This is a genomic window from Enterobacter sp. 241F3, assembly GCF_034106785.1.
In the GTDB taxonomy this organism is placed as follows: Bacteria; Pseudomonadota; Gammaproteobacteria; order Enterobacterales; family Enterobacteriaceae; genus Enterobacter; species Enterobacter vonholyi.
Map to the genome: position 1 here is coordinate 349628 of NZ_JAWNDD010000002.1, position 26666 is coordinate 376293.

The 26666-nt window shown below is 57.8% G+C and carries 23 protein-coding genes and 1 tRNA gene; 9 read left to right on the forward strand and 15 right to left on the reverse strand.

Features of this window, described 5'->3' with window-relative positions:
- Positions 1-44 precede the first annotated feature (44 nt).
- The 8 genes from citG to UR504_RS08970 are packed head-to-tail and all read right to left on the reverse strand — an operon-like array spanning position 45 to position 7356.
- Complete coding sequence (gene citG / locus UR504_RS08935; protein ID WP_320739618.1) at positions 45-848, reverse strand: triphosphoribosyl-dephospho-CoA synthase CitG; 804 nt, start codon at positions 846-848, stop codon at positions 45-47.
- Positions 826-1365 carry a citrate lyase holo-[acyl-carrier protein] synthase gene (citX, locus tag UR504_RS08940; RefSeq protein WP_320739620.1) on the reverse strand — a complete coding sequence of 180 codons (540 nt, stop codon included), beginning with the start codon at positions 1363-1365 and terminating at the stop codon, positions 826-828. The genes citG and citX overlap by 23 nt, the downstream gene beginning before the upstream one ends.
- A complete protein-coding gene (gene citF, locus UR504_RS08945) occupies positions 1362-2885 on the reverse strand; it encodes a citrate lyase subunit alpha (protein WP_320739621.1) in 1524 nt (507 codons plus the stop codon). Before citF ends, citX begins: the two co-directional genes overlap by 4 nt.
- A 10-nt stretch (positions 2886-2895) precedes the next feature.
- Entirely contained in the window at positions 2896-3771 is an 876-nt protein-coding gene (gene citE, locus UR504_RS08950) for a citrate (pro-3S)-lyase subunit beta (protein WP_039269783.1), read from the reverse strand.
- Complete coding sequence (gene citD / locus UR504_RS08955; RefSeq protein ID WP_047173578.1) at positions 3768-4061, reverse strand: citrate lyase acyl carrier protein; 294 nt, start codon at positions 4059-4061, stop codon at positions 3768-3770. The genes citE and citD overlap by 4 nt, the downstream gene beginning before the upstream one ends.
- A gap of 16 nt (positions 4062-4077) precedes the next feature.
- Complete coding sequence (gene citC, locus UR504_RS08960) at positions 4078-5100, reverse strand: [citrate (pro-3S)-lyase] ligase (protein ID WP_252093432.1); 1023 nt, start codon at positions 5098-5100, stop codon at positions 4078-4080.
- A gap of 13 nt (positions 5101-5113) precedes the next feature.
- Positions 5114-5977, reverse strand: a complete 864-nt coding sequence (locus UR504_RS08965) for a fumarylacetoacetate hydrolase family protein (RefSeq protein WP_047173579.1) — start codon at positions 5975-5977, stop codon at positions 5114-5116.
- 17 nt (positions 5978-5994) lie between these two features.
- On the reverse strand, positions 5995-7356 hold the full coding sequence (locus tag UR504_RS08970) for a 2-hydroxycarboxylate transporter family protein (RefSeq protein ID WP_047173580.1): 1362 nt from the start codon (positions 7354-7356) through the stop codon (positions 5995-5997).
- A 345-nt stretch (positions 7357-7701) separates the two neighbouring features.
- Between UR504_RS08970 and UR504_RS08975 the strand changes: the two genes are divergently transcribed.
- Positions 7702-9327 (forward strand): sensor histidine kinase, encoded by a 1626-nt coding sequence (locus UR504_RS08975; RefSeq protein ID WP_320739623.1) that lies wholly within the window; start codon positions 7702-7704, stop codon positions 9325-9327.
- Entirely contained in the window at positions 9317-10009 is a 693-nt protein-coding gene (locus UR504_RS08980; RefSeq protein WP_320739625.1) for a response regulator, read from the forward strand. Before UR504_RS08975 ends, UR504_RS08980 begins: the two co-directional genes overlap by 11 nt.
- Before the next feature lie 54 nt (positions 10010-10063).
- Here UR504_RS08980 and UR504_RS08985 read toward each other — a convergent pair whose 3' ends face one another.
- Positions 10064-12199, reverse strand: coding sequence for an ornithine decarboxylase (locus tag UR504_RS08985; RefSeq protein WP_320739626.1), 2136 nt, complete (start codon positions 12197-12199; stop codon positions 10064-10066).
- Between the two features lie 181 nt (positions 12200-12380).
- Here UR504_RS08985 and UR504_RS08990 point away from each other — a divergent pair, with 181 nt between their 5' ends.
- A complete protein-coding gene (locus tag UR504_RS08990; protein WP_047173584.1) occupies positions 12381-13094 on the forward strand; it encodes a DUF554 domain-containing protein in 714 nt (237 codons plus the stop codon).
- A gap of 95 nt (positions 13095-13189) precedes the next feature.
- Positions 13190-13265 (forward strand) — tRNA-Phe (locus UR504_RS08995).
- A gap of 140 nt (positions 13266-13405) precedes the next feature.
- Here the strand turns inward: UR504_RS08995 and UR504_RS09000 are convergent.
- Together UR504_RS09000 and UR504_RS09005 are read right to left on the reverse strand one after the other, a co-directional pair.
- Positions 13406-13798: a hypothetical protein gene (locus UR504_RS09000; protein WP_115876385.1), complete on the reverse strand. Its 393-nt coding sequence runs from the start codon at positions 13796-13798 to the stop codon at positions 13406-13408.
- Positions 13799-14090: 292 nt separating this feature from the next.
- On the reverse strand, positions 14091-14618 hold the full coding sequence (locus UR504_RS09005) for a LuxR C-terminal-related transcriptional regulator (protein ID WP_164850663.1): 528 nt from the start codon (positions 14616-14618) through the stop codon (positions 14091-14093).
- 278 nt (positions 14619-14896) lie between these two features.
- On the opposite strand from UR504_RS09005, the gene UR504_RS09010 reads away from it, so the two are divergent.
- From UR504_RS09010 to pgaD, 5 genes are all read left to right on the forward strand, one after another.
- Complete coding sequence (locus UR504_RS09010; protein WP_271369541.1) at positions 14897-15145, forward strand: hypothetical protein; 249 nt, start codon at positions 14897-14899, stop codon at positions 15143-15145.
- Positions 15146-15290: 145 nt separating this feature from the next.
- The gene (pgaA, locus tag UR504_RS09015) at positions 15291-17729 is read left to right on the forward strand and encodes a poly-beta-1,6 N-acetyl-D-glucosamine export porin PgaA (protein WP_320739628.1); all 2439 of its coding nucleotides are present in this window, start codon (positions 15291-15293) and stop codon (positions 17727-17729) included.
- 8 nt (positions 17730-17737) lie between these two features.
- Complete coding sequence (pgaB, locus tag UR504_RS09020; protein WP_320739629.1) at positions 17738-19675, forward strand: poly-beta-1,6-N-acetyl-D-glucosamine N-deacetylase PgaB; 1938 nt, start codon at positions 17738-17740, stop codon at positions 19673-19675.
- A complete protein-coding gene (gene pgaC / locus UR504_RS09025) occupies positions 19668-20999 on the forward strand; it encodes a poly-beta-1,6-N-acetyl-D-glucosamine synthase (protein ID WP_320739630.1) in 1332 nt (443 codons plus the stop codon). The genes pgaB and pgaC overlap by 8 nt, the downstream gene beginning before the upstream one ends.
- Entirely contained in the window at positions 20996-21430 is a 435-nt protein-coding gene (gene pgaD / locus UR504_RS09030) for a poly-beta-1,6-N-acetyl-D-glucosamine biosynthesis protein PgaD (RefSeq protein WP_302237463.1), read from the forward strand. Before pgaC ends, pgaD begins: the two co-directional genes overlap by 4 nt.
- 470 nt (positions 21431-21900) lie before the next feature.
- On the opposite strand, the gene gss is transcribed toward pgaD, so the two are convergent.
- The 4 genes from gss to UR504_RS09050 form a co-directional block, all read right to left on the reverse strand.
- Positions 21901-23766, reverse strand: a complete 1866-nt coding sequence (gss, locus tag UR504_RS09035) for a bifunctional glutathionylspermidine amidase/synthase (RefSeq protein ID WP_320739632.1) — start codon at positions 23764-23766, stop codon at positions 21901-21903.
- A 110-nt stretch (positions 23767-23876) separates the two neighbouring features.
- On the reverse strand, positions 23877-24854 hold the full coding sequence (locus UR504_RS09040) for an ABC transporter ATP-binding protein (RefSeq protein WP_320739633.1): 978 nt from the start codon (positions 24852-24854) through the stop codon (positions 23877-23879).
- Positions 24851-25828, reverse strand: coding sequence for an ABC transporter ATP-binding protein (locus UR504_RS09045; RefSeq protein WP_320739634.1), 978 nt, complete (start codon positions 25826-25828; stop codon positions 24851-24853). The genes UR504_RS09040 and UR504_RS09045 overlap by 4 nt, the downstream gene beginning before the upstream one ends.
- Positions 25821-26666, reverse strand: coding sequence for an ABC transporter permease (locus UR504_RS09050; RefSeq protein WP_115876267.1), 846 nt, complete (start codon positions 26664-26666; stop codon positions 25821-25823). Before UR504_RS09050 ends, UR504_RS09045 begins: the two co-directional genes overlap by 8 nt.

Here is a 26666-nt window from a genome sequence, read left to right on the forward strand (position 1 = left end):
ACAAAACAAGACCGTAGGCCGGGTAAGGCGAAGCCGCCACCCGGCTATTTTATTCCAGACAGCACCCAACCCACCGACAGCAAATCCGCGCTACCGCCCGGGCTCAGGTTCCGTTCAATCAGTGCGTTATCCATCTTAAGCAACGCCTCGCGGTCCCAGCCGTTAGCCAGCAGTTCCCGCGCGTAGCCCTGAACGTAGCGCAGCCCTTCCATGCCGCCGCGTGAAACCAGATTACTGTCCTGATTAACCGCCATCAGGCGTAACAGCAGGCCGTGAAGTGAATGACCGTTCCACTGCGCCAGCGCCTTACGCACCGTCGCAAAGCCGCTCTCAGCCTCGCCCCGCGCGCCGGTTAAGCCGTACTGCTGGAACTGTCGCTCGCCCGCCGTCGCCTGTCCGCTGCGTGCGGCCAGCTCCCGCGACACCAGCCCGCGGCAGATGTTACTCACCTCACAGCAGAGGCTCTCTGCGGAGATATTTTTCACACGACCGGCGGCGAAGCACAGTAAACCCAGGGCAAAAATCCCGCCTTTGTGCGTGTTCACCCCGTTCGTCGCGGCATACATTGCCTGCTCGCAGGCCATCCCCATCGGGCGGAGAAGGCGTAGCTGTTCGCCAGCGGGTTTATCCGCATGCGCGCTGCCCAACTCGGCAAAGCGCGTAAACCACGGCGTAATCGCCATAATGCTGCGAATGAACAGCGCATGGTCCATATCGCGATGGGAACCGTTATTGAGCCTGTCCACCAGCCCCGGCTTGGGCGTCAGCTCCAGCTCCTGCCACAGCGCCGCTTCGGCAAGCGCGGGCACGTCAACCGGGCGCGGTTTAGTCGCGAGCAAACCAGTCATCGATCGTCTTCTCCACGCGGGAAACCACCTGCTCCACAGGATGAGCGCGCGAACGGGAACAGGCATGAGCGGGCTCGTCGCAGATCAGGCAACGCCTTAGATTTGCGCCCAGCGACTGACGCCCGACGTGGCCGTGCTGAGGGCAGATCACGTCCAGATCCCACAGCCTGCCGAGCGGGTGCGTCTGCTCCAGATCCGCACAGTGCGCTTTGATTTCCACCGCCGGATGGGCCACGCACCAGAGGGCTTCTGGCCCGGTCGGGAGCCACAGCACCTGGCGGTCCAGCACCTGCCAGCGGTTTTCCCACAGCAGCTGGTCGCACATCTGCAGCGCTACGCCCATGGTATTGCGATAGCGCAGGCTGTCCTTGATTTCCCCTGGCGTGACCAGCGTGAGGGAAATCACCGGCTGTTGATAGTGCTCAAGCATGTCAGCCTGGCGCGCTGCGCGGCGCTCTTTTGCCGCCAGCAGTTCGTCCAGGCTGACACCCGCCCGCACGGGTGTCGCTAAAGTCATACGTCCTCCTTCACCTGTCGTACGGTGTCGATCACGCTGCCGTCGCGGTAGCGGATCACCCCGACAATTTTGTCGGTAAACTCAATCGGTTTCGGGACGCCGGTCAGGGAGATCGCCCGCTCGTACAGCGCGTTGATATCCACTACCTTCAGCCCGGCTTCCAGCAGCCGCTCGCGGATTTCCGGACGCGCCGGGTTAACCGCGATGCCGTGGTCGGTGACCAGCACGTCGATGCTTTCGCCCGGCGTGAGGCGCGTGGTAACCCGCTTCACGACCGTGGGAATGCGGCTGCGCAGCAGCGGCGCGACGACGATGGTCAGATTCGCCGCGGCGGCCACGTCGCAGTGCCCGCCGGACGCGCCTCGCATCACCCCGTCGGAGCCGGTGATGACGTTGACGTTGAAATCAACGTCGATTTCAAGCGCGCTGAGGATCACCACGTCGAGCTGGTCGCAGCTTGCCGCCTTGCTGCCGGGGTTGGCGTAGACGTTGGTGGAGATCTCCACGTGGTTCGGGTTGCGCGCCAGCGAAGCCGCCGCCTGACCGTCAAAGCACTGGGTATCGAGCAGCTTTTCGATCAGCCCCTTCTCGTGCAGGTCCACCAGGCTGCCGGTGATGCCGCCGAGCGCAAAGCGCGCCTTCACGCCGCTGCGCTCCATCTTCTCTTCCATAAAGCGGGTGCAGGCCGTGGCCGCCGCGCCGGAGCCGGTCTGCATCGAGAAGCCCGGTTTGAAATAGCCGGAGTGCTCGATCACGTCCGCCGCATAGCGGGCGATCATCAGCTCGCGCGGGTTGCTGGTGACGCGCGCCGCGCCGACGCTGATTTTCGCCGGGTCGCCTACGCTTTCAACCTGCACGATGTAGTCCACCTGGTCCTGCACCAGGCTGGCGGGCATATTGGGGAACGGCACCAGCTCTTCCGTCAGCAGCACCACCTTACGGGCAAAGTGCGCGTCCACCATGGCGTACCCCAGCGAGCCGCAGCACGATTTGCCGTGCGTGCCGTTGGCGTTGCCAAACTCATCGCTGCACGGCACGCCGAGAAACGCCACGTCGATATTCAGCTCGCCGTCCTGGAGCAGCTTCACGCGACCGCCGTGGGAGTGGATTTGCACCGGCTCGTCCATCAGCCCGTGGGAGATGGCATCCGCCAGCCTGCCGCGCATGCCGGAGGTGTAAATCCGGGTGATGACGCCGCTTTCGATATGCTCGATCAGCGCGTCGTTGCAGGTCATCAGCGAGCTGGAGGCCAGCGTCAGGTTTTTAAAGCCCATGCGCGCCAGCAGCGCCACAACGGTGTTGATCACCCGGTCGCCTTCGCGAAACGCGTGGTGGAAGGAGATGGTCATGCCGTCCTGCAGGCCGCAGCGCTTAACCGCCTCTTCAACAGAGGCGCACAGCTTGCGGCTGTGTTTCGCGTCGCTGTCCGCCAGCCACGGCGTGGCGCTGTGGGCGGTATCAAACGGTTTTAGGTCCCGCAGATGGGGAAAATTCACGTGAAGAAGTTCAGTCTGATTCATTGTCTTATCCTTACCGACGCACGCCGGAGGCCGCCGCGCGCTCCAGCACCACCTGCGCGTGGTTAATAATCGGTGCATCCACCATTTTGCCGTTGAGCGACACCACGCCCAGGCCGTTACGCTCGCCCTCTTCTGCAGCCTCAATCACCCTTCTGGCGTGATCCACCTCTTCCTGAGTCGGGGCGTAGGCGTTGTGCAGCAGGTCAATCTGACGCGGGTTAATCAGCGATTTGCCGTTAAAGCCCATCTTGCGGATCAAATCGACCTCGCGCAGGAACCCGGCCTCGTCGTTCACGTCTGACCACACCACGTCGAAGGCGTCGATACCCGCCGCGCGGGCGGCGTGCAGCACGGCGCAGCGGGCGTAGAACAGCTCGGTGCCGTCGCCGCGCTCGGTCTGCATGTCCATCACGTAGTCAAAGGCGGCCAGCGCAATGCCGATAAGGCGCGGAGAGCTGCGGGCAATCGCCACGGCGTTGATGACGCCAATGGCCGACTCAATCGCCGCCATTACGCGGGTGGAGCCGACCTCGCGGCCACACTCCTGCTCGATGCGCTCAAGGTGGCCTTCCAGCTCGTAGATGTCGTCCGGCGTGTCGGTTTTCGGCAGTCGGATCACGTCCACGCCTGCCCGCACGGCGGCTTCCAGATCCAGCAGGCCAAACGGCGTGCTCAGCGGGTTAATGCGCACCACGGTTTCGATATCCTGATACATCGGGTGCTGCAGGGCATGGAACACCAGCATGCGCGCGGTATCCTTCTCGCGCAGGGCAACGGCGTCCTCAAGGTCAAACATGATGGAGTCGGGACGGTAGATAAAGGCTGTGGAGAGCATGGCGGCATTAGCGCCCGGCAGGAACAGCATACTGCGGCGGAGTTTGCTCATTTCAGCGCCCCCCAGTTGATGGCCTGTTCATCGGCGGCACGCATCAGCGCGCTTTGCAGGCGGGCGCGGATCACACAGTCCAGCGCCCCTTTGTCTTCAATAATAATTAATCCCTGGTGCACGTTCATGGCGCGCAACGTGTCGTTGACCACCTGGCGAATTTGTTCGCCAAACTGCTTAATCACTTCACTGTGGATGACTATCTCCAGCTCGCCTTGAGCGGGAGCGATTTTCACCATCAGGTCGCTGGACTCCTGCGTTCCGGCCAGCGCCTCCCTTACAATTTTCATGATAAATTCCTGGTAGTTAAGCGACTTCCGCACTCGCACGGTAATGCGTTTCGAGATGCGCGAAGGTGGAGTCCGGGACAATCTCCCGGATCCGGGAAAACTGCTGTGTCTTCAGTAATCGACGCACTTCGGACGCCGATATGGCGTTACCGGTGGCCTTGATGCGCGGCATTTCCACCACCTCAATATGTGAGGCCAGCAGGTCGTGCAGCGTCTGGTTGTACTGGCGGGTGATATCGCAGAACGGCTCCGAGCCGATGAAGCGGTGCGTGATGCCCAGCGCCGGGGCGATAAAGTCCCGGAAGATCAGCACGTCGATCTCGCTCCACGCCTGCTGCACTTTGCCGGTCTCCTTAAGGAAGTAGGCCGGAAACGTGGCGCGAGAGATGATGTACTGCGAGCCTTCATGCACCACGACGTTCGGCAGATGCGCCACGCCCGCGCGCACCATCTCGAGACGCGCGCTGAACGGGAAGAACGAGGCGTCTTCACGCACCACGAACAGATGCAGAGCATCGCACCGCTGCGCCGCCTGCTCCACCAGATGGCGGTGGCCGAGGGTGAACGGATTGGCGTTCATCACAATGGCGCCAATATTCTCCCCGCACTTGCGCTTCGCGCTCAGGGAACGGCAGTAGCGCTCGATCCCCTGCGGGGTGTTCTCCATCAGCACCGCGTTGTTCCCGCTCTGGGCAATCGGCCAGAAGCCGCTGCGGGCAAAGCGCTCCCGGTTGCACGGACGGGTGCAGAGGAAGAGGTGAAAATGGCCGCACTCCAGCGCCGCATTTTCCACCTCTGCCAGCAGCCGCGCGCTGAGGTTCTCGCCGCGAAGCTGCTCGTTGACCGCCACGCATTTGATGACGTTGGCAGCAAGCCCAGCGCAACCCACCAGCTGCGAGCCGGACCAGGCTTCGACGAACAGCGTGATGTCGTTGTCCAGGCCAAGGCCGCTGTCTGCCAGCAGGTAGCGGATCTGGCTTAAGCGTTCCGGGTGTTTCGCCACGAGGGTGTGGCGAAAATCGATGGGTTGCGAGTGCATGCTGCCGCCTTACTTAATGTGCTGCCGCAAGCCCGACGGCTGGCGCTTCCACGATTACGTTGCTCAGATGACCGATATGCTCGATCTCCACCTCAATGCGATCGCCCTCTTTCATAAACAGCGGCGGATTGCGCTTTTTACCCACCCCGCCCGGGGATCCGGTGATGATCACATCGCCAGGACTTAAGCGGGTGAAGGTGCTGATGTACTCGATCAGCTCCGCAACCTTGTGGATCATGCTGCTGGTGTTGTCTTCCTGCACCATGCGGCCGTTCAGCCAGGTGCGGATTGCAAGCCTGTGCGGATCGGGGATCTCATCTGCCGTCGCCATCCACGGGCCAAACGCGCCGGTTTTGCGCCAGTTTTTACCGGCGGTAAACCAGGTGTGCTGCCAGTCGCGGGCGGAGCCGTCCATGTAGCAGCTGTAGCCCGCCACGTGACGCAGGGCGTCGTCACGGCTGATGTTTTCCCCGCCTTTACCGATGATCACCGCCAGCTCGCCTTCGTAGTCGAATTCGCTGGAGTGGCGCGGCTTCAGCACCGGTTCGTTGTGGCCGGTCTGTGAATCCGGAAAACGGACAAACAGGGTTGGGGCCGGGTTGTGCTGGTCAAACTCCTTGCGCTTGTCGGCGTAGTTCATGCCCACGCAGAGGATTTTTTCCGGCTGCTCAATCACCGGTAAGAAGGTGATGGCGCTCATCGGCACGTCCACGGCATCGTTCAGGTAGCGGGTGGCCTGTGCCAGCCCGTTACCCTGCAGCAGCGCTTTAAGGTCGCTGTAGCGGTCACCAAGACGGCGGCCTAAATCAATCACGCCGTCGGCCTGGACGATGCCGTAGCTGCGTTTTCCCTGGTATAAAAAGCTTGCGAGTTTCATTGTTCTTTCCTGAAAACTTAAACGAGGAAGTTGCCCAGAATCAGCAGTGAGACAGAGACGTTAATCGCCCCGCCGATACGGGTAGCAATCTGGGCGAATGGCATCAGGCTCATGCGGTTGCCTGCGGTCAGGATCGCCACGTCGCCGGTACCGCCCTGACCGCTCTGGCAGCAGGAGACGATGGCGACATCAATCGGGTGCATACCAATCTTTTTGCCGACGAAGAACCCGGTCGCCACGAGCGCGGAGACGGTGCTGATAATCACCAGCAGGTTGGTCAGCGTGAAGGCGGCCACCAGTTCATGCCACGGGGTGATAGCCACGCCAACGGCAAAGAGAATCGGATAGGTCACAGAGGTCTGGAAGAATTTGTACACCACCTGAGAGCCTTCCAGCAGGCGTGGAGAGGCACCGTTACAGAGCTTCACCAGAACCGCCATAAACAGCATGCCGACCGGAGCAGGCAGGCCAATCAGCTTGTGGCCGAGCATGCCCAGCATGTAGAGCAGCACCGCCAGCAGCGCGCCGGAGGCGATAGTGGTCACGTCCGCCTTGCCGGAGAATGCAGGCTGAGAGACGGTGGCATCGGCATTGGCGCGGTTAGGCATCAGCTGGCCTTCACCGGTCAGGTGCGGGTAGCGTTTACCGAGCTGGTTCAGGCAGCCGGAGATGATGATTGCCGTCAGCCCGCCGAGCATGACCATCGGCAGCACGCGGCCGAGCGCCACGCCCTGATCCATATGCAGCAGGGTGGCATAGCCGATGGAGAGCGGGATTGCACCTTCGCCCACGCCGCCCGCCATAATCGGCAGAATGATAAAGAAGAAGATCTGGAAAGGCTCAAGGCCCAGCGCCAGGCCGACGCCCATCCCTACCAGCATGCCGACGATTTCGCCGCACAGCATCGGGAAGAAAATGCGCAAGAAGCCCTGGATCAGCACCGTGCGGTTCATGCTCATGATGCTGCCGACGATAATGCAGCAGATGTAGAGATAGAGAATGTTGGTGGATTTGTAGAACTTGGTGGTGGACTCGACCACCACGTCCGGCAGCAGGCCATAATAGACCAGCGCGGAAGGGATAAAGGTGGCGCAAATCGCCGCCGCGCCGAGCTTGCCGACAATCGGCAGGCGTTTGCCAAACTCGCCGCAGGCAAAGCCGAAGAAGGCCAGCGTGGCGACCATCACCACGATATCGCTCGGCAGTTTTCCGCCCAGGCAATCAATCGCAATCAGCACGCCCGCCAGAACGAACAGCGGCAGAGGAATAATCCCGATTTTCCAGGTATCCATAATATGCCACCAGCGCTCTTTGAGCGAAGGTCGCTGAATTTCAATCGGGTCGTGGGTAACAGAGAAAGAATCGTCAGTTGTGCTCATAATAAGCCCCTTGGTTATTTTGTGCGTTCAGCTTAGAGTCACAAAGGCTTACTTTATGTGAGGGATGGCATATTAAAAGCGAAGTTTTAATGGCAGCTATGGTTTTAATGGTTTCTTTTATTTAATGTGATTTACACCTTATTTATTGCCGTGGTTTTAATGGTTTCTTTTCCGAATTGAACAAAGAAATAACATTTGTTCATGCAGCCCAAAGCACGTTAGCCTTTTGGATAACGCTTTTACAGCGCCCGCTGTGCAAGGGATCACAAGTTTTCGGCAAAGCGGGCGTACGCGCAAAAAAAGATGATATATTGGCGATCTTTGCCGCTACCTTGCGTGATAGTTATGAAAGTCTCTTTCCAGATCAAGCTGTTTATTTCGCTGGTTGCCTTTTTCTCAGTGCTTTTTTCGTTATTGGGCGGATATTATTATGCCGACGTAGGGAAACAGCTTTATCAGGAAATGAGTACGCGAGCCAAAATACAGGCTGAAGAGATTGCGCTTATTCCGACATTGCGTAATGAAGTTGAACAAAAGAATATCAACGCCATCCATGATTTTATGCAGAAGATTTCTGCGCATAGTGACGCCAGCTTTATTGTGATTGGTGATAATAAAGGCCAGCATCTTTTTCACTCCGTCTTTGCCGACAGAGTGGGCACCACGCTGGTAGGCGGTGACAACGAAGCCGTATTGCAGGGTAAAAGCATCACCACCATCCGCAAAGGCGGGCTGGGCATTTCGCTGCGCAGTAAAGCCCCCATCTTCAACGCTGCAGGACAGGTGGTCGGCATCGTTTCGGTCGGCTATCTCACCAGCTACCTGGACACCATTACCGTCAGTAAAGTGGTCAACATACTGATTGCCGCCGTGCTGCTGCTGATTGCTCTCTTTATCTTCTCCTGGTTCTTTACCCGCAGTATTAAGAAGCAGATCTTCTCCCTTGAGCCGCGCGAGATCGGCCTGCTGGTGCGTCAGCAGAAGGCCATGATGGAGTCTATTTATGAAGGGGTGATTGCCATTGACGATCAAAGGCGGATTGAAGTCATCAACCAGGCGGCGCGCAAGCTGCTGGGCCTGAGCCAGCCGGCCCGTGAACTGCGCGGACAGCTGATAAGCCAGGTGATCGATCCGGTCCCGTTCTTCGACACGCAGACGATGCTGGCGAAAGATACCCATGACGAGATTTGCCGTTTTAACGATCTCACGGTGATTGCCAGCCGGGTACACATCATGCTTGAGGGGTCGCTGCAGGGCTGGGTGATCACCTTCCGCGATCGCAACGAGATCGACTCGCTGAGCGCCCAGCTCAGCCAGGTCAAACGCTATGTCGATAACCTCCGCATTATGCGCCACGAGCAGTTAAACCGGATGACCACCCTCTCCGGCCTGCTGCATATGGGCCGCTATGAGGAGGCGATTGGCTACATTCAGGCGCAGTCTGAACACGCCCAGGAGCTGCTGGACTTTATATCTTCACGCTTCAGCTCACCGACCCTGTGCGGTCTGCTGCTGGGGAAAGCCGCCCGCGCGCGGGAGAAAGGCGTTGAATTGTGCTTCGATCCGGCCTGTCGGCTGGAGAAATCATTCCTCCCCCTCGGGGAGCAGGAACTGATTTCAATTATTGGCAACCTGCTGGATAACGCCATCGAAGCGACGCAGCGGTCGCCGCTTCCCCACGCGCCGGTGGAGGTGCTGATAAAGCTCAGCGAACAGGAGCTGATTATTGAAGTCGCCGACCAGGGCGTTGGCATTACACCGGAGATCCGTGAGCGGATCTTTGAACGCGGCATCACCACCAAGACGCGCGGCGATCATGGGATTGGTCTGTATCTGATCGAAAGCTATGTCACACAGGCTGGCGGCGCAATAGAAGTTGCCGATAATACCCCGCGCGGCGCCATTTTCTCCTTGTTTATCCCGGCCACGGGAACCGCCCGGCAACTGGAAGACACCGACTATGCAACATGAACTTATCGACGTACTGATTGTTGAAGACGAGAACGAACTGGCGCAACTGCACGCGGAGCTGATAAGCAAACATCCGCGTCTGAGGCTGGTGGGCATTGCCTCGTCGCTGGCTGCGGCCCGGGCAGAGCTTGCAAATAAACAGCCGCAGCTGGTGCTGCTGGATAACTACCTGCCGGACGGCAAAGGGATCTCGCTTATCAATAACCCCATGCTGGCCCGCGCCAACTGCTCGGTGATTTTTATTACTGCCGCCAGCGATATGGACACCTGCAGCCAGGCCATCCGCAACGGCGCGTTCGACTACATCCTCAAACCCGTCTCCTGGAAGCGGCTCAGCCAGTCGCTGGAGCGGTTTGTACAGTTTGCCGAACAGCAGCGGGTCTGGAAGATTGTCGACCAGCAAAACGTCGATTCGCTGTATCAGCTGCAGGCGAAAAACTACCGCCTGGACAACGGCAGCAAAGGCATTGAGGAAAATACGCTGGCGCGGGTGCAGTCGCTGTTTAACGACAAGGCAACGCACTGCTTTACCGTGGATGAGGTGGTGAGCGAGACGGGGTTGAGTAAAACCACCACCCGTCGCTATCTGGAACACTGCGTCGAGGCGGGTTTTCTGACGGTGGAGATGCTGTACGGTAAGATTGGGCATCCGAGGAGGATGTACAAGCGTAGTGCGGTTTGATGAGACGTTCCCTCTCCCTGGGGGAGAGGGTTAGGGTGAGGGCAGCAGCCCGCACTATCTCAGCACATACCCATACAGCCGCTTAATCCCGTCGGCATCCTTCTCGCTGTAAACGCCCTGCAGTTCCGGCGAGAAGCCGGGCAGCAGGTTGATGCCCTCCTCCAGCGCCAGGAAGTAACGCTGTACCGCCCCGCCCCAGACTTCACCCGGCACCACGCACAGCACGCCTGGCGGATAGGGCAGCGCCCCTTCGGCAGCAATTCGCCCTTCGGCATCCCGTATGCGAACCAGCTCCACGTCGCCTCGAATATAGGCCCGGTTCGCATCCTGCGGGTTCATCACCACCTCAGGCAGGCTCTCCTTGCGGAACATCGCCTTCTGCAAATCCTTCACGTCGAAGCTGACGTAGAGATCGTGCATCTCCTGACACAGCTGGCGAAGGGTGTAATCCCGGTAGCGCACCGGGTATTTCTGAAAAATCGTCGGCAGCACGTCCGCCAGCGGCGTGTCGTCTTCAATATGCTGTTCAAACTGGCCCAGCATCGCCACCAGCTGTGCCAGCTTCTCGCTGCTTTCGGCAGGGGTCAGCAGGAACAGGATCGAGTTAAGGTCGCATTTCTCCGGCACAACGCCGTTTTCACGCAGATAGTGCGCCAGAATCGTCGCCGGGATACCGAAATCCGTGTACTCGCCGGTTTCGGCATCGATGCCCGGCGTGGTCAGCAGGAGCTTGCACGGGTCGACAAAGTACTGCTCGCGGGCATAGCCCTCAAAGCCGTGCCATTTGGCCCCCGGCTCAAAGCTGAAGAAGCGCAGCTCGCTGGCAATGGCGTGCGTCGGATGATCCTGCCACGGCCGCCCCGCCACCACCGGCGGGATAAACGGTTTGATCATATGGCAGTTGGCAATGATTGCCTTGCGCGCTTCAATACCCAGCTCGACGCACTCCGCCCACAGCCTGCGTCCGCTTTCCCCTTCGTGGATCTTGGCATTCACATCCAGCGCTGCGAACAGCGGATAAAACGGGCTGGTGGAGGCATGCAGCATAAACGCGTTGTTCAGCCGCTTGTGAGGGCAAAAACGCGCCTGACCGCGAATGTGGTTATCCTTTTTATGGATCTGCGAGGTTTGCGAGAACCCGGCCTGCTGTTTGTGCACCGACTGGGTCACGAAAATCCCCGGATCGTTCTCGTTCAGCTCCAGCAACAGCGGGGACGTTTCCGCCATCATCGGAATAAACTGCTCGTAGCCCACCCAGGCGGAGTCAAAGAGAATGTAGTCGCACAGATGGCCGATCTTATCGATCACCTGACGGGCGTTGTAGATCGTCCCGTCGTAGGTGCCAAGCTGAATGATCGCCAGGCGGAACGGACGTGCCTCATCGGCCTTCTCCGGTGCCGCCTCGCGGATAAGATCCCGCAGATACGCATCGTCAAAGCAGTGGTCGTCAATTCCGCCAATAAAGCCAAACGGATTACGCGCGGCCTCAAGGTAAACCGGCGTCGCACCCGCCTGGATCAGCGCCCCGTGGTGGTTAGACTTATGGTTATTGCGGTCGAACAGCACCAGGTCGCCGCGGGTCAGCAGCGCGTTGGTCACTACCTTGTTGGCCGCTGACGTGCCGTTCAGCACGAAGTAGGTTTTATCCGCGTTAAACACTTTCGCCGCGAACTTTTGCGCGTGCTTAGCGGAGCCTTCGTGGATCAGCAGATCGCCCAGCTTCACGTCGGCGTTGCACATGTCGGCGCGAAACACGTTCTCACCGAAGAAATCATAGAACTGTCGCCCTGCCGGGTGTTTTTTGAAAAAGGCGCCGTGCTGGTGGCCCGGACAGGCGAAAGTGCTGTTGCCCATCTCCACATACTGGCTCAGGGTGTCGAAAAAAGGCGGCAGCAGGTTCTCTTCGTAACGGCTGGCAGCGCTCTCCAGTTCCAGAAACTCCTGAGCTTTACCCGAGATGACCGCGGTGGCGCCGTCGGGCACCTCCGTTGGCTCCGGAGAGAAAATAAACACCGGCAGCTGAAAGCCCGTGCGTTTCAGCAGTGCAAGGATACCGCTGCGGCTTTCAGCCGTTGTGATGACGACGGCCGCCACATCGGTAAAATCAGTGCTGTCCAGCGTCACCTTTTCGCGGTGCGTAGACACAGTGGAGAGCAGCTCGCGGCTGACGGCAATTTTCATGGTTTTCATAGGCGCAGTTACCCTCACCGGGCGGTGAGACAGGGAGGAGAAAATTCGCGCAATAATGTCACCTTTTATTTTGAGGTGCAAGAAGGAATCAGTATGCACGAAATCAGCCAAAGCTAAGGCCCGCGAAGCCCTGCCGTGCCATAATAATGCAATATCAATGATTAAATAACAGGAGTTAACTTTGGTTATCGGGCCATTTATTAACGCAGGAGCCGTATTGCTGGGCGGCGTACTCGGCGCCGTGCTGAGCCAGCGGCTCCCGGAGCGGATTCGCACCTCCATGCCCTCAATATTCGGCCTGGCATCGTTAGGGATTGGTATTCTTCTGGTGATCAAATGCGCCAACCTGCCGGTGATGGTGTTGGCTACCCTGCTCGGCGCGCTGATTGGCGAATTTTGCTATCTGGAAAAAGGCATTAACAGCGCGGTGAGTAAAGCCAAAAACCTGATTGCCCGACCGGGCAAGGCGAAACACGGCACGCACGAGACGTTTATTCAGAACTATGTCGCCATCATTATTCTGTTTTGCGCCAGCGGCACCGGGATTTTCGGTTCGATGCAGGAAGGGATGACGGGCGACCCGAGCATTTTGATTGCAAAAGCGTTTCTTGATTTCTTCACCGCCACTATTTTTGCCACCACGCTCGGCATTGCCGTGGCGGCGATTTGCGTCCCGATGCTGCTTATCCAGCTGGCACTGGCTACCTGTGCCACGCTAATTCTCCCGCTAACCACGCCGGCAATGATGGCAGACTTTACCGCCGTCGGCGGCCTGCTGCTGCTGGCTACCGGGCTGCGCATCTGTGGGATCAAGATGTTTGCCGTGGTGAATATGCTGCCCGCACTGCTGCTCGCCATGCCGCTCTCCGCGCTCTGGACGCACTTTTTCGCTTAAGGATGCGGCGAAATGGTGAGAGATTGCGCAGTCTGTAACGAAAACAACATTTTTCGTTGACGCCACCGGGCAGATCGGGTTTAATGCGCCCCGTTGCCCGGATAGCTCAGTCGGTAGAGCAGGGGATTGAAAATCCCCGTGTCCTTGGTTCGATTCCGAGTCCGGGCACCACTATTTAAAGAACCCGCCCAAAAGGCGGGTTTTTGCTATATGGCTACGGCCGATTTCTGGGCGCTGATAAGCGTGGCTTTAATGCAGGCACGCTTACGATAATAGTCCGGTAAGTTAATACAGGCGGTGGCTCTTTTTTATCACTTAATTTTGCCGGATAAATTGCTGACCTGATTTGAAAGGTTGTCGTTGCTCCGCTTCATGTCATCAAGGCTTCTTTGCAATCGCTCGATCTTACTCTCCTGCTCAGAATTCTTTCTCTCAAGCTGTAAAACCTTCTGAGTTAGCTCATCGACTTTGCGGTTGTCGGACTTCATCTTCCTCAGGCTATCCTGCATCTCCTTTAGATCCTCCCCCCTGAAATTAGAAGGCTCTATTTCATCTGCACCATAAATTACCGGGATATATCCACTATTAAAGTTGCTGGGTTCGATACTAACCTGAACTTTATTTTGCCCCGTAGAGTGCGCGTAACCTATTGAAGAAAAATAAAAAAAAGAAACAACACACAGACCAGACAGATATTTATTCATTTCTAACGTCCTTTTAAATTTTTCAATCACTTCCAGGAGTCTCATTCTGGTATCACCCGCTCAGGATAAAACACTTGGCTTAGCCTCAGGGAGTTCATAAACGGGGTTAAAGAGCAGAAGACACTTTTCGTTTTTCATTATAATACGCGTTTCCTCTCCCCCAAAATCCAACCGCCACCCGCTCATTTTCTGCCACCTTACATCCGCCGGCATCGAGAAAAGTGCGTTACCACGCACCTTATTAACGAACCCGCCCTCGTGGCGGTTTTTTGCTTTTGAATTCCTGACAACTTTAGGGATCGTTCCCACCTGTGCCCAGCAGTTTATTTTTGAAGATAAACAGACACGCCTCATTGAAGTTCTCCGCCCCCAGGCGTTCCGAGAGCGCCGTACGTTTGCGGTAGAGACTTTTCACTGACGTATTCAGTTCGCCTGCAATCTCCTCCATTGACATGCCTGCCCTCAGCAACCGCAACATGATCGTTTCATGCGTGCTCAGCCGTAAATTCAGCAGCCACTTCGTGGTCAGGCGCCTGCCCTTCATATTGAGCACCAGGTTAAACAGCGAGGCCATGTCCGGCGCCGTCAGCGATGTGTTCATAAACAGCTTCATACTGAGCAGATTCTCCTCGCGATGGCGCATATCAAGCATAACGCAGCAAATCGTTTTTCTCGTTCTGGCCGGATGGCGTATCAGGTAATCATATAAACGAAGCGGCGCACGACTATCAATCAATACAGAATATTCATCTGCACCGTTATCAAATATGTTTCTGTCAATCGAATCGAGCAGGATAATATCCGGAAAAAATATCCGCATCCCCCTGACAAGGTAGCGATCCTGAGTCACTAACACTATTGAAGTTGCCACTAACCATCCCTTTTAGATTAAAGCAAGAACGATCCCTCAGAAAGAAGGCCGCCTTCGTTTTATAGCGCTGTTATATTAACGACAAATGTATTCTGGCTTTGGACATCCCTCAATACACACATTGATGAGTAAGACTTCCTGTAGACTATCATTCAATGTCTGCCTTTAATTATAAATAAAAAACAATCCCAGAAAAGTCACTTCTCTAAACATTAAGAATTTTTGTCATGAAACTTCCCAAACATGCACCAGAAAGTACTTTAATTGAGGCAAATATGCGTCATTTAAAATATATACAAAAATGTCACAATAAAAATAAAACCATTATATTTCAATGCATTACAATTAATGACTCAATTCAAAATAAACACAAAAAACTGCTCATTACAGAATTATCTCAAAACTACACAGCAGCTTTTCAGCATATTTATCCGGCAACATATCAGGTGTACATTACCTCCCATCAAGACCACTGAGATGAGGTTTCATAATTACCTTTAAGTAAGTACCCCATAACGTTACTGCATTCAGATTTAATGTTCCCATTTATGGCCTTTAACGCAGAGTTAAAAGGCGGCCGTGTTATGCAATGGATTCATGATAAACAAATGGCAAATAGATATGGAAAGATCGCTTCGCTTAAGTACATTATTCTTTTATCGCACCCCAACATTATTGTTTCTATTATTACTCTTTCCTGTTCTGGTTCAGGGTTCGGAATCCGTTTATGAGCAACAGATTCAACAGGCGCGTAACGGTAATTACACGTCGTTTCTCGATTATCTTCAGCGTTATCAGCAGCAGCATGCCCTGACGCCTGAACACGTTGCGGACTGGTTACAGGTGGCGGCCTGGGCAGGTCATGATGACGAGGTTATTCAGATCTGGCAGCGCTACAGCATTTATATGCCGCTGCCCGCCCGTGGCGTTGCGGCTGTCGCACAGGCCAGGAGAAATCAGAAAGCGTGGCAGCCAGCTCTGGCGCTCTGGAAAGAAGCGCTGAGCCTTGCGCCGGATAACGACGATTATCGTATCGGCTATATCAAAACCCTGGCCGATGCACGTAAAAATACGCTTGCCCTCAAGGAAGCCCGACAGCTGGTGGCGGAGGATCCCTCTCAGGCGCATCTTCAGACGCTGGGGTATGTCTGGTTACGCCAGGGAAAAAGCTGGGATCGGCTTTTAGCAGACACGCGCGCGCTGAATATCGCGCCAGAAAATCACGCGCTTCTTCGCGAGCTGATCGACGCGCTAACGGATAACCGGGTCAATACTCCCGCTCTCCAGCTTTCAAAAAAGGTGGCGCTGTCCCCAGCGGAGCGTCGTCGTCTAGAGCTGAATGCAGCAGCCGAAAGCGTTCGCCTTGCAGATGTGCCTGGCAGAACAGAAAAAGAGCGCCTGCAGCTTGCGCAATCCGCACTGAATCGTTACGACGCGCTGCTGTCTCGCTGGCAAAGCGAGCCGCAGGCGGCGGAAGACATTATCCTTGCGCGTATCGACCGACTCGGCGCGCTGTATGCCCATGCTGATTACCGGCAGGTCATCAGTGAATATCAGGATCTGACGGCAGCCCGGCATCCAGTGCCGGGCTGGGCAATCGGCTGGGTGATCTCGTCCTACCTCCAGGAGAAAAATACCGCTGCCGCCTTCTCGCTTCTGCAGCGCTATCCGCAATACTCATCTGACCCGCAGGACGAAGAGCATGCGCTTTTCTACGCCTGGCTGGATACGGGAGAGTATCAGGCCGCCCGCCAGTACGTTGAGCGCCAGACCCGCAACGTCCCCTGGACCCGTTACGATTTCGGCTCCCCTACCCCTCAGCCGAACGATCGGTGGCTTGCCGGCCAGTCGCTCCGTTTTAACTATTTGCTGGCGACGAATGCACTGCCGGAAGCCGAAAAGCTGGCGCGACGTCTGGCGACAACCGCGCCGGGCAATCAGGGATTGCAGATTGACTACGCCACGCTGCTTCAGGCGCGAGGCCTGCCGCGCGCGGCCGAGCAAACGCTGAAAATGGCGGAGGCGCTGGAGCCCTCGAATCTGGAGCTTGAGCAGCAGCAGGCTTACGTCGCCATGGATCTGCAGGAATGGCGGCAGATGGATTTACTGGCTGACGACGTTATCGCCCGCGCGTCGCGCGATCGCAGCGCAAGGCGTCTGGACAGGCTCCGCACCGTCCACCATATGTCCGAGCTGCGCCTCAACGCGAGCAAGGGTTTGCACTCCGATAACCCCGTCAGCGGGACGCACGACCTCAACTGGGACGCCACGCTCTATGGCCCACCCGTGGCGGATAGCTGGCGGCTGTTTGCCGGCACCCGCTATGCCGAAGGTAATTTCGATGAAGGCAAAGGCTCCAGCCGTCACCTGTTGGGCGGCGTCGAATGGCGGCCACGCAATCTCCAGCTCGAAGCCGAACTCTCCAGCAACCGCTATCACGGGGCAAACAAGCCGGGCGCTCGACTCTCAACAACGTACTTTGTCACCGATAACTGGCATGTCAGCGGCAGCCTTGAGCGCCTGTCGCGCACCACGCCCCTGCGGGCGTTACGCAACGGGATCAACGCCAACCGGGGGGAAGGCGGCGTGCGCTGGTATCAAAACGAGCGTCGTGAGTACCAGTTCAGCGCCGCCCTCAGCCGCTTCTCGGATCATAACCGCCGCCAGGAATACACCCTCACGGGCAAGGAGCGTCTCTGGCAGACCCCGTCACTGACGCTGGATCTCGAACCGGGGATCGCCGCCAGTAAAAATAGCCTGCGGGACACGCTCTACTACAACCCGGCGCGGGATCTCTCCGTGACGGCGGCCCTGGCCGTTGACCATGAGATGTACCGCCATTACGACACCCTCTGGAGCCAGCAGTTCGTGGCGGGAGGCGGCAGCTACTGGCAGAAAAATCAGTCCGCTGGCGCCATCGCCCTGCTGGGTTACGGACAGCGCGTTCAGTGGAACAACGTTATTGATACCGGCGTGATGCTGAACTGGGATAAACGCCCTTACGACGGCAAACGCGAGAGCAACCTCTCCGTCACGTTAGACGCGACTTTACGCTTTTAAGGATGATTATGCTTAACACACGTTTTTCCGCGAGCCTGATACTTCTCGGCTGGCTCTGCCTCAGCGCGAGCGTCTGCGCGCAGGCATTTTCATTTATTGCGCCCAAAGCGCGGCCACAGCTGGAGGCGAGCAAACCCTGGCCGCAGAACCAGTTTCTGGTGCTGGCCTACCACGATGTAGAAGACGATGCCGCCGATCAGCGCTACCTCTCCGTGCGCACCAGCGCGCTAAACGAGCAGATAAGCTGGCTGCTGCACAACGGTTATCACATCATCAGCGTGCAGGACATTCTGGATGCCCATGACGGAAAAAAAACGCTGCCGCCGAAAGCCGTTCTGCTCAGCTTTGACGACGGCTACAGCAGCTTTTATACCCGCGTCTGGCCGCTGCTTCAGGCGTGGAACGTCCCTGCGCTCTGGGCGCCGGTGGGCAGCTGGGTGGATACGCCGGAAAATCAAAAAGTTAACTTCGGCGGTCTGATGACGCCCCGCGATCGCTTCGCGACGTGGGACATGGTGCGCGAGCTCAGCCGGTCCCCGCTGATTGAGATCGGATCGCACACCTGGGCCTCGCATTACGGCATTCCGGCCAACCCGCAGGGCAGCCGCGAACCTGCCATCGCCAACCGCTTTTATGATAAAGCCACGGGCCGCTATGAAACCGATCGGCAGTTCAACCAGCGGATCGGCGATGACGTTCGTAAAGTGACTGAAAAAATCACGCAGGTAACGGGCAAGGCGCCGCGCGCCTGGGTCTGGCCCTACGGCGCCGCCAACGGCACGTCGCTCGCGATCGCCAGACAGCAGGGTTATCAACTGGCCTTTACCCTTGAGGACGGGCTGGGAAATGTGCAGGAGCTGGGGAACATCCCTCGTCTGCTGATCGCCGGCAATCCCTCGCTCAAGGCGTTTGCCAGTACGGTAAGCCAGGTTCAGGAGCACGATCCCGTTCGAGTCATGCACGTCGATCTCGACTACGTTTACGATCCCGATCCGGCCCAGCAGACCCAAAACATCAACAAGCTGATCCAGCGGGTCTACGACATGAAAATCAGCCATGTTTTTCTGCAGGCGTTTGCCGACCCGCAGGGCGACGGCAGGATCAAGGCGCTCTATTTCCCCAACCGTCGTCTGCCGGTCCGGGCCGATCTCTTTAATTTTGTCTCCTGGCAGCTGCAAACCCGCGCGGGGGTGAAAGTCTTCGCGTGGATGCCGGTGCTCTCGTTCGATCTCGATCCTGCCCTGCCGCGCGTGCAGCGCCGGGATCGTCAAACCGGCCAGCTGCGCGAAGCCACCGAGCCCTATATCCGGCTCTCCCCGTGGGACCCGCAGGTGCGCCAGCAGGTAACGGACATCTACGAAGATCTGGCCCGCTATGCCAGCTTCAACGGGATTTTGTTCCATGACGATGCGGTGCTGACGGACGTGGACGATGGCGGACAGGACACGACTCGCCAGAAGAGCCAACTGCTTATGGGGTTTACCCACGCCCTGAGCCTGGCGGTGAAGCATATCCGTGGCCCGCAGATAAAAACCGCGCGCAACATGTTCGCCCTACCCATTCTTCAGCCGGAAAGCGAAGCGTGGTTCGCGCAGAATCTTGACGATTTTCTGGCGGAGTATGACTGGACGGTGCCGATGGCCATGCCGCTGATGGAGTCCATTTCGGCTGACGAGAGCGATGCCTGGCTGACGCGTCTGGTTAAAGCGGTCGCCACACGTCCCGGCGCGATCGATAAAACCATTTTTGAACTGCAGGCCAGGGACTGGGATAAGAAACCGCAGCGCGCCGTTTCTGATAGCCAGCTTGCGCAGTGGATGCGCGTGCTCCAGCTGAACGGCGTCAAAAACTACGGTTACTACCCCGATGATTTCATCAACAACCAACCTGATATCTCACGCATCAGGCCTGTATTTTCTTCGTACTGGTACCCTGACAATGACTGATCGCATTATCGCCTTTTCTATTTTATGTCTGGTATTCGGGTTGCCGTTAGGCGTGGCCGCCCTCTTTACCGGCGAGCTGATTCTGGATTTTGTGTTCTTCTGGCCGCTGTTCATGTCCGTGCTCTGGATAACCGGCGGGCTCTATTTCTGGTTTCAGCTTGAACGCCACTGGTCGTGGGATAAAGACACGCCAGCCCCGACGCTCGCCGGTGAGCCGCTCATCTCCATTCTGATCCCCTGCTTTAACGAGGGACGAAATGCCCGGGAGACCATCAGCGCCGCGCTGGATCAGCGGTATGAAAATATAGAAGTTATCGCCATCAACGACGGCTCGTCTGACAACACGGCGCAGGTGCTGCAGGCGCTGGCGCTGGAACAGCCGCGCCTGCGGGTGATTAATCTCGCGGAAAATCAGGGGAAAGCGCTGGCGCTCAAAGCCGGCGCGGCGGCGGCCCGGGGCGATCTGCTGGTCTGCATTGACGGTGACGCCCTGCTCGATCGCGATACGGCAGCGTATCTGGTGGCACCGCTGATTCAGTATCCCCACGTCGGGGCGGTCACCGGGAACCCGCGTATTCGCACGCGCTCCACGCTGATCGGCCGCATTCAGGTGGGCGAGTTCTCATCGATTATCGGGCTCATCAAGCGGACGCAGCGGATCTATGGCCGGGTCTTTACCGTCTCGGGCGTCATCGCCGCCTTTCGCCGACAGGCGCTGGCGGACGTCGGGTACTGGAGCCCGGACATGATCACCGAAGACATCGACATCAGCTGGAAGCTCCAGCTGCGCCACTGGGATATCTTTTTCGAGCCGCGGGCGCTGTGCTGGATCCTGATGCCGGAGACGCTCAAGGGCCTGTGGAAACAGCGTCTGCGCTGGGCCCAGGGCGGCGCGGAGGTGTTTCTGGTCAACCTTCGCAGGATTGTGCGCTGGGAGCATCACCGCATGTGGCCCCTGTTTCTTGAGTATGCCCTGTCAACACTGTGGGCCTTCGCGTACGCCATGACGGTGCTGTTATTTATTCTCAGCCATATCGCCCCTGTTCCTGCCAGGCTGACAGTGGAGAGCCTCTTTCCACCGGAGTTTACCGGGCTACTGCTGGGCGTGATGTGCCTCCTGCAGTTCCTGGTCAGTTTGTACATTGAGCGGCGCTATGAACGGAAGGTGGCCAGCTCGCTTTTCTGGGTGATCTGGTTCCCGATGGTGTACTGGATGATCGGCCTGTTCACCACCCTCGTCGCCTTTCCAAAAGTCATGCTTAAACGCCAGCGCGCCCGCGCGCGCTGGATCAGTCCGGACCGGGGAAAAGGAAGCCTTCAATGAACGAAAATACCTTAATACTGACCGAACATCGCCTGCTGCCACGTCTTTTCGATGCCGCGTTAACGCTGGTGGCGTGGGGAGGCTTTCTGTTTTTCCTGTATGCCCGGCTCTGGATGCAGCTAACCGAGGAGAGCGACCACAGCTGGGGCGTGATTATTGCGTCCTTTAATACGGTGTTGCTCTACCTGCTGTTCGCCGCGCTCAACGGCTGGCTGCTGATTTTGTGGTATCAGTACAATCGGCGTCGCGCCCACGTCAGGCGGCGCCAGCCGGGTTATTGGCAGGAGGAGGAGCTGGCCCGCAGCTTTAATGTCTCACCGCAGATCATCTCCGAGATGAGCCAGTACAACCTGCTGACGGTTTATCATGACCAGATTGGCCGCATCATCGATCTGAAGGTAAGCGAGCGGCTGGAAGAGGAAGAACAGTAACGAAAAGCCCCCGCAGGATACCCTGCGGGGTGAGGGTTCCACAGTATTTTTTAAGCAGAAGCAATAACCTTGTTTCAGAACGTCAAAAAGGCTTTCAGCGATGCTCGGGTCCGGCTGTAAATCGCTGAGGCGTTTGCCTTCCGGCCGGGGCGAGGCGCATGGATGCGCCGAGAGGGCGGGCTTTACAGGGACGTTACCTCCGCCCGTCCCCGATAAGCCGGAAGGAATACGCCGAAGGTACCGCGCAGCGGCGATTTACCCCCGGGAGCCCGGGTCGCCAGGGTGGCGGCGACTGAGCCACCCTGGCACGTTCACAGGCCATGTCGTTAAAGAGTAGCAAGGAACATAAAGTGAACGTAATGACCAACAGAGCCGTATGTTCCCCCTCACCCCAGCCCTCTCCCTCAAGGGAGAGGGGCCGTCCGTGCAGGCATTATTTTGTAGGCAACCCTCAACCCTGCGGGGGGATTTTATAGCGAGTCCTTCACCACAATCAGCGGCTCAATATCGCTCTCTTTCTTCACCACCAGCGAGTCATCGCCGCGCAGACAGGTCCCACCGTAGTTCCCGCCCACGGTAAAGGTACAGACCTGAATGTACTTGCCGTCGACGTTTGGCAGGCACCACAGTTGCTGGTAGATGTTTTTACGGTCGACAAACTTGCCGCTGGATTTATCCAGCAGTTCGTCCTGGGCGCTAATCAGGTCGATATTGCTGCCGCAGCGTCCGGCAATCGGCTTGGCGGCGTATCCGGTCTGCTTCAGCAGATCGTTGACCTCAAAATCGGTGTCGAGCAGGTAACGATGATTCGGGAACAGTTGCCACAGCACCGGAAGAATCGCCTTGTTGCCGGGAATGACGGTCCACAGCGGTTCAAAGACCAGCACCTCCGGGCGCAGCAGGACGTCAATCAGGCGCACTTCGCCTTCAGGATGTCCGGTGCGGATCGGCACGGCGGCATATTCGGTTTCGCTGACCTCACGGATCTGCTCAATCGCCGTTTCCCACGCCCAGGTCTTCCACACGCAGTTGACGTGGCGACCTTCGTCGTCAATCAACTGTCCGGCGGCATCCCAGCTGAGCGCCCCCAGCCCGTGGAGGATTTTGGTCTCGAACCCGGCTTGCATCAGCGAACGCTGAATAAAGAGCGCGTGATAGTCCTCTTCGACATCGTTGTCCTGCATGATGTGGACGAATGGCCGGGCGTGGCTGTGCTTCCAGGCGCCGGTTAGCTCTTCCAGCAGGCCTTCTGCCGGGTTATGCCCGTTGCCGCGATAGCCATTTTTCACCCACTCCTCAAGGATAAGCCCTCCCTCGGTATGGCAGGAGGCGGAGTCGGCGTTGTACTCGTAGACCTTGATGCCGCGCTCATCCATGCAGAAATCCATACGACCGGTGATCATATGGTGACGACGCCACTGCCAGGAGAGGCGCAGGCGCGGCCAGAGGATTTTCGGTATATCGAAAAGCGCCAGCAGGCTGTCGTCTCTCAGCACCTTGTCCGTGGCGTGCAGATACATCAGGTGCAGCTCGTTGGTGGCTTTGATCAGCTCCTGTTCGGCGCTTTCGGTAATGGTGAAGTACTGGCAGGGATCTTTGTTGATCACGTGACCGTTGGCGCGAACATACGCCTGCTGCAACGCGTCATTTTCGTTGAGCCACTTGCCGTCGAACTGACGTGTGTTTTTCAGCCGCGCGCCGCTGATTTTCAGCAGTTCGCCGTCGATTTCCGGCTGCGGAATGCTGTGTTCTGTGTCGTCGGTCTGGATCATCCAGCCGAGGATCTCCGTGTCGTTGAAGGTGTCATGGATTGTATAACACCCGTTTTCCACGCTCAGACGCAGCTCGCGCGTCCACTGCTGCCCGAGCGGCAGAGGGGAGTGAATCACGTTCTGCTCGGCGATACGCACCTTATCGTCCAGAAGCTGGGTGATCACCGCCACGTGGCCGGTTTCGTGAAACTCGCCGCCCTTTTGCCAGATCAGCAGTGCCCCGGCCCGCGGCGCGCGTTTTGAGCCATTGGCAAAAGCCTGAAGGGGCAGGATGTTATCGTTCACCACCTGACGCAAAAAGCGCAGGGAGAAGATTTCCCACGCCATGCCGACGTCGGTAAACACGAAGCCATAGTTGAGAAACAGGAAACGGCGGGCAAACTCAACGCACTGCCACTTGTGGCCCATGTATTCATTGCCAATGTAGCTGCGAAAATCCGCGTCTTGCGGGTAGTTGCGCGGGTCCAGACTGCCGTAATTTGAAGAGTAAATCGCCACGCCACCGGGCGCATAGCCTAACAATGTCCCGAAGGGCGCATCACTGCTTAACGTTCCTTTACGCATGTATCCAACCTAAAACAGGCAGGCGGCAATTTTTTATGGGTTGTCGTCGTCTGCACGTTGTAATTAACCTGACAGAGGGACATTTATCATACACCTGCGCGGCGCATTAACTACATGTTAAACAGCCAGCACGCCGCGAAATGCCCTGGCGCGATCTCCTGCATCGCAGGCTTCTGCGTCTGGCAAACCGGCATGGCGTACGGGCATCGGCTGCAAAACTTACAGCCCGGCAGCGCGGACGTAGGGCCGGGCATTTCACCGCGCAGGGTCGCGTCTTCAAGGTTGCGAATCCGCGGGTCGGGCTGGGGAACCGCCGCCAGCAGCGCGCGGGTATAAGGGTGCGCCGGACGCTGATACAGCTCATTCGCCGGGGCCACCTCCACCAGCTTACCGAGATACATCACCCCAATGCGGCTGGAGATATGGCGCACCATGGAGAGATCGTGGGCGATGAACAGATAGGTTAGCCCCAGCTCCTGCTGCAGGTCCTGCAGAATATTCACCACCTGCGCCTGCACCGAAACGTCCAGCGCCGAGAGCGGCTCATCGCACAGCACAAATTCGGGACGCACGGACAGCGCGCGGGCAATACTGATGCGCTGACGCTGCCCGCCGCTGAACTCATGCGGGAACCGTTCAAGGTGTTCCTGCTTCAGCCCCACTTTGTAGAGCAGCGTTTCCGTCCGTTCCCGCTGTTCTTCACGGCTGTAGCCGTGGATCTGCATCGGCTCGGCCACCAGCTGTCGCACCGTCATGCCTGGGTTGAGCGAGGAGTAAGGATCCTGAAAAATCGCCTGCATCCGCTTGCGCAGCGGCTTGAGTTCTTTTTCGCGGGCGTGGGCAATCGCCTGCCCGGCGAAGTGGATCTCGCCCGCGGTAATATCGAAAAGGCGCAGAATGGCGCGTCCGAGCGTCGATTTCCCGCAGCCGGACTCCCCCACCAGGCCAAACGTCTCGCCGGGCTGGATATCAAAGCTCACGCCATCAACCGCCTTCACGGCCGCGCCTTTACGCAGCAGACCGCCGTTAAGCTGATAGTGCTTGCGCAGATCGCGCACGCTCACTAATGGTGCCTGTTGTTCACTCATGCATGAGTCTCCTTATCGGCCCATAGCCAGCAGGCGGCGCGGTGGCCCTCTCCGGCGGTGTAAAATGCGGGCTGCCGTTCACACTGGGGCATGCGTTTTGGGCAGCGTTCGGCGAACGGGCAGCCCGGCGGCGGGTTAAGCAGGCCGGGCGGCGAACCTTCGATCGGCGATAGACGCTGATTGACCTCATCCGGGCGCGGCAGCGAGGCCAGCAGCCCCTGGGTGTAAGGATGCGCGGGGCGATAAAAGATGTCCTCTACGCTGCCCTCCTCCATCACCAGCCCGCCGTACATCACCACTACGCGGCTGCAGACCTGCGCCACCACGCCGAGATCGTGGGTGATCAGCAGAATCGCGGTTTGGGTCTGCTGCTGCAGGCTTTTCAGCAAACGCAGGATCTGCGCCTGAATGGTGACGTCCAGCGCGGTGGTCGGCTCATCGGCAATAAGCAGCTTCGGGTTGCAGGAGAGCGCAATGGCGATCATCACCCGCTGGCGCATCCCACCGCTGAACTCGTGAGGATACTGGTCGTATCGCCGTTCCGCCTCGGCAATCCCCACCTGTTCCAGCATGGCGATCGCCACCGCTTTGGCCGCTTTTTTCGACAGCTTTTTATTTCGCACCAGGATCTCAGACATCTGCTTGCCGATAGTGAGCACCGGGTTCAGGGCGGTCATCGGATCCTGAAAAATCATCGCGATCTCGTTGCCGCGAATAGCGCGCATCTGCGCAGGGGTTTTCTGCGCCAGATCGTCATTCTGGAAGCGAATGCTGCCGCCGGTGATCCGTCCGTTGCTCCCCAGAAGCTGGATAATCGACTTACAGGTGACGCTTTTTCCGCAGCCCGACTCGCCAACAATGCCGACAAGTTCTCCCGGCTGCACCTGAAAGCTTACGCCGCGCACCGCGTGAACTTCACCCTCGCGGGTGCGGAAAGTAGTTTGCAGGTTATCAAGCGCTAATAAGCTACTCATCGCGATTCGCTCCTGGCTCAAAGGCGGTACGGAAGACATCGCCGAGCACGTTAAAGCTGAACACCGTCAGCAGGATCAGGATGCCGGGGAACATCGCCAGCCACGACGCTTCGCCAATATAAGACTGGGCGTTGTTGAGCATGCTTCCCCACGACGCCGCCGGCGCCTGCACACCCAGCCCTAAGAAGCTGAGCGTCGACTCCATCAGAATGGCCGAGGCGATATTGAGCGTGGCGGCCACGATAATGGTCGGCAGCACGCCGGGAATAATGTGGCGCACGATAATACGCAGCGGGTTTTCCCCCGATGCGCGGGCATAAAGCACGTACTCGCGCTCTTTCACCGACAGGGTTTCTGCGCGCACCAGCCGCGACATGTTCATCCACGTCAGCAGGCTGATGATCAGAATGATGTTATCCACGCCCGGCTTGAGGTAAGCATTCACCACCAGCAGCAGGAAGAAGGCCGGAATGGCCATCAGGATATCCACGGCGCGCATCATCAGGTTATCCAGCCAGCCGCCAAAATAGCCGCTCACCGTGCCCACCACCGTGCCGATAAGCGTGGAAAAGAGCATGGCGAGAAAACCGACCATCAGGGAGATCTGGCCGCCATAAAGCGCGCGGGTGAAGTAGTCGCGTCCGTACTCGTCGGTGCCGAACCAGTGTGCGGCATCCGGCGGTAACGTGCGTGCGCCGAGCGCCATCCGATCCGGATCGTACGGACTTAACCCCGCACAGAGCGCGGCGACAATGAAAATAAAAAGCACAAACAGGGAGAACTGCGCCGGACGGTTGCGGCGCAGCTGGTGACGAACCTGCTGCCAGCGTCTGCTCAT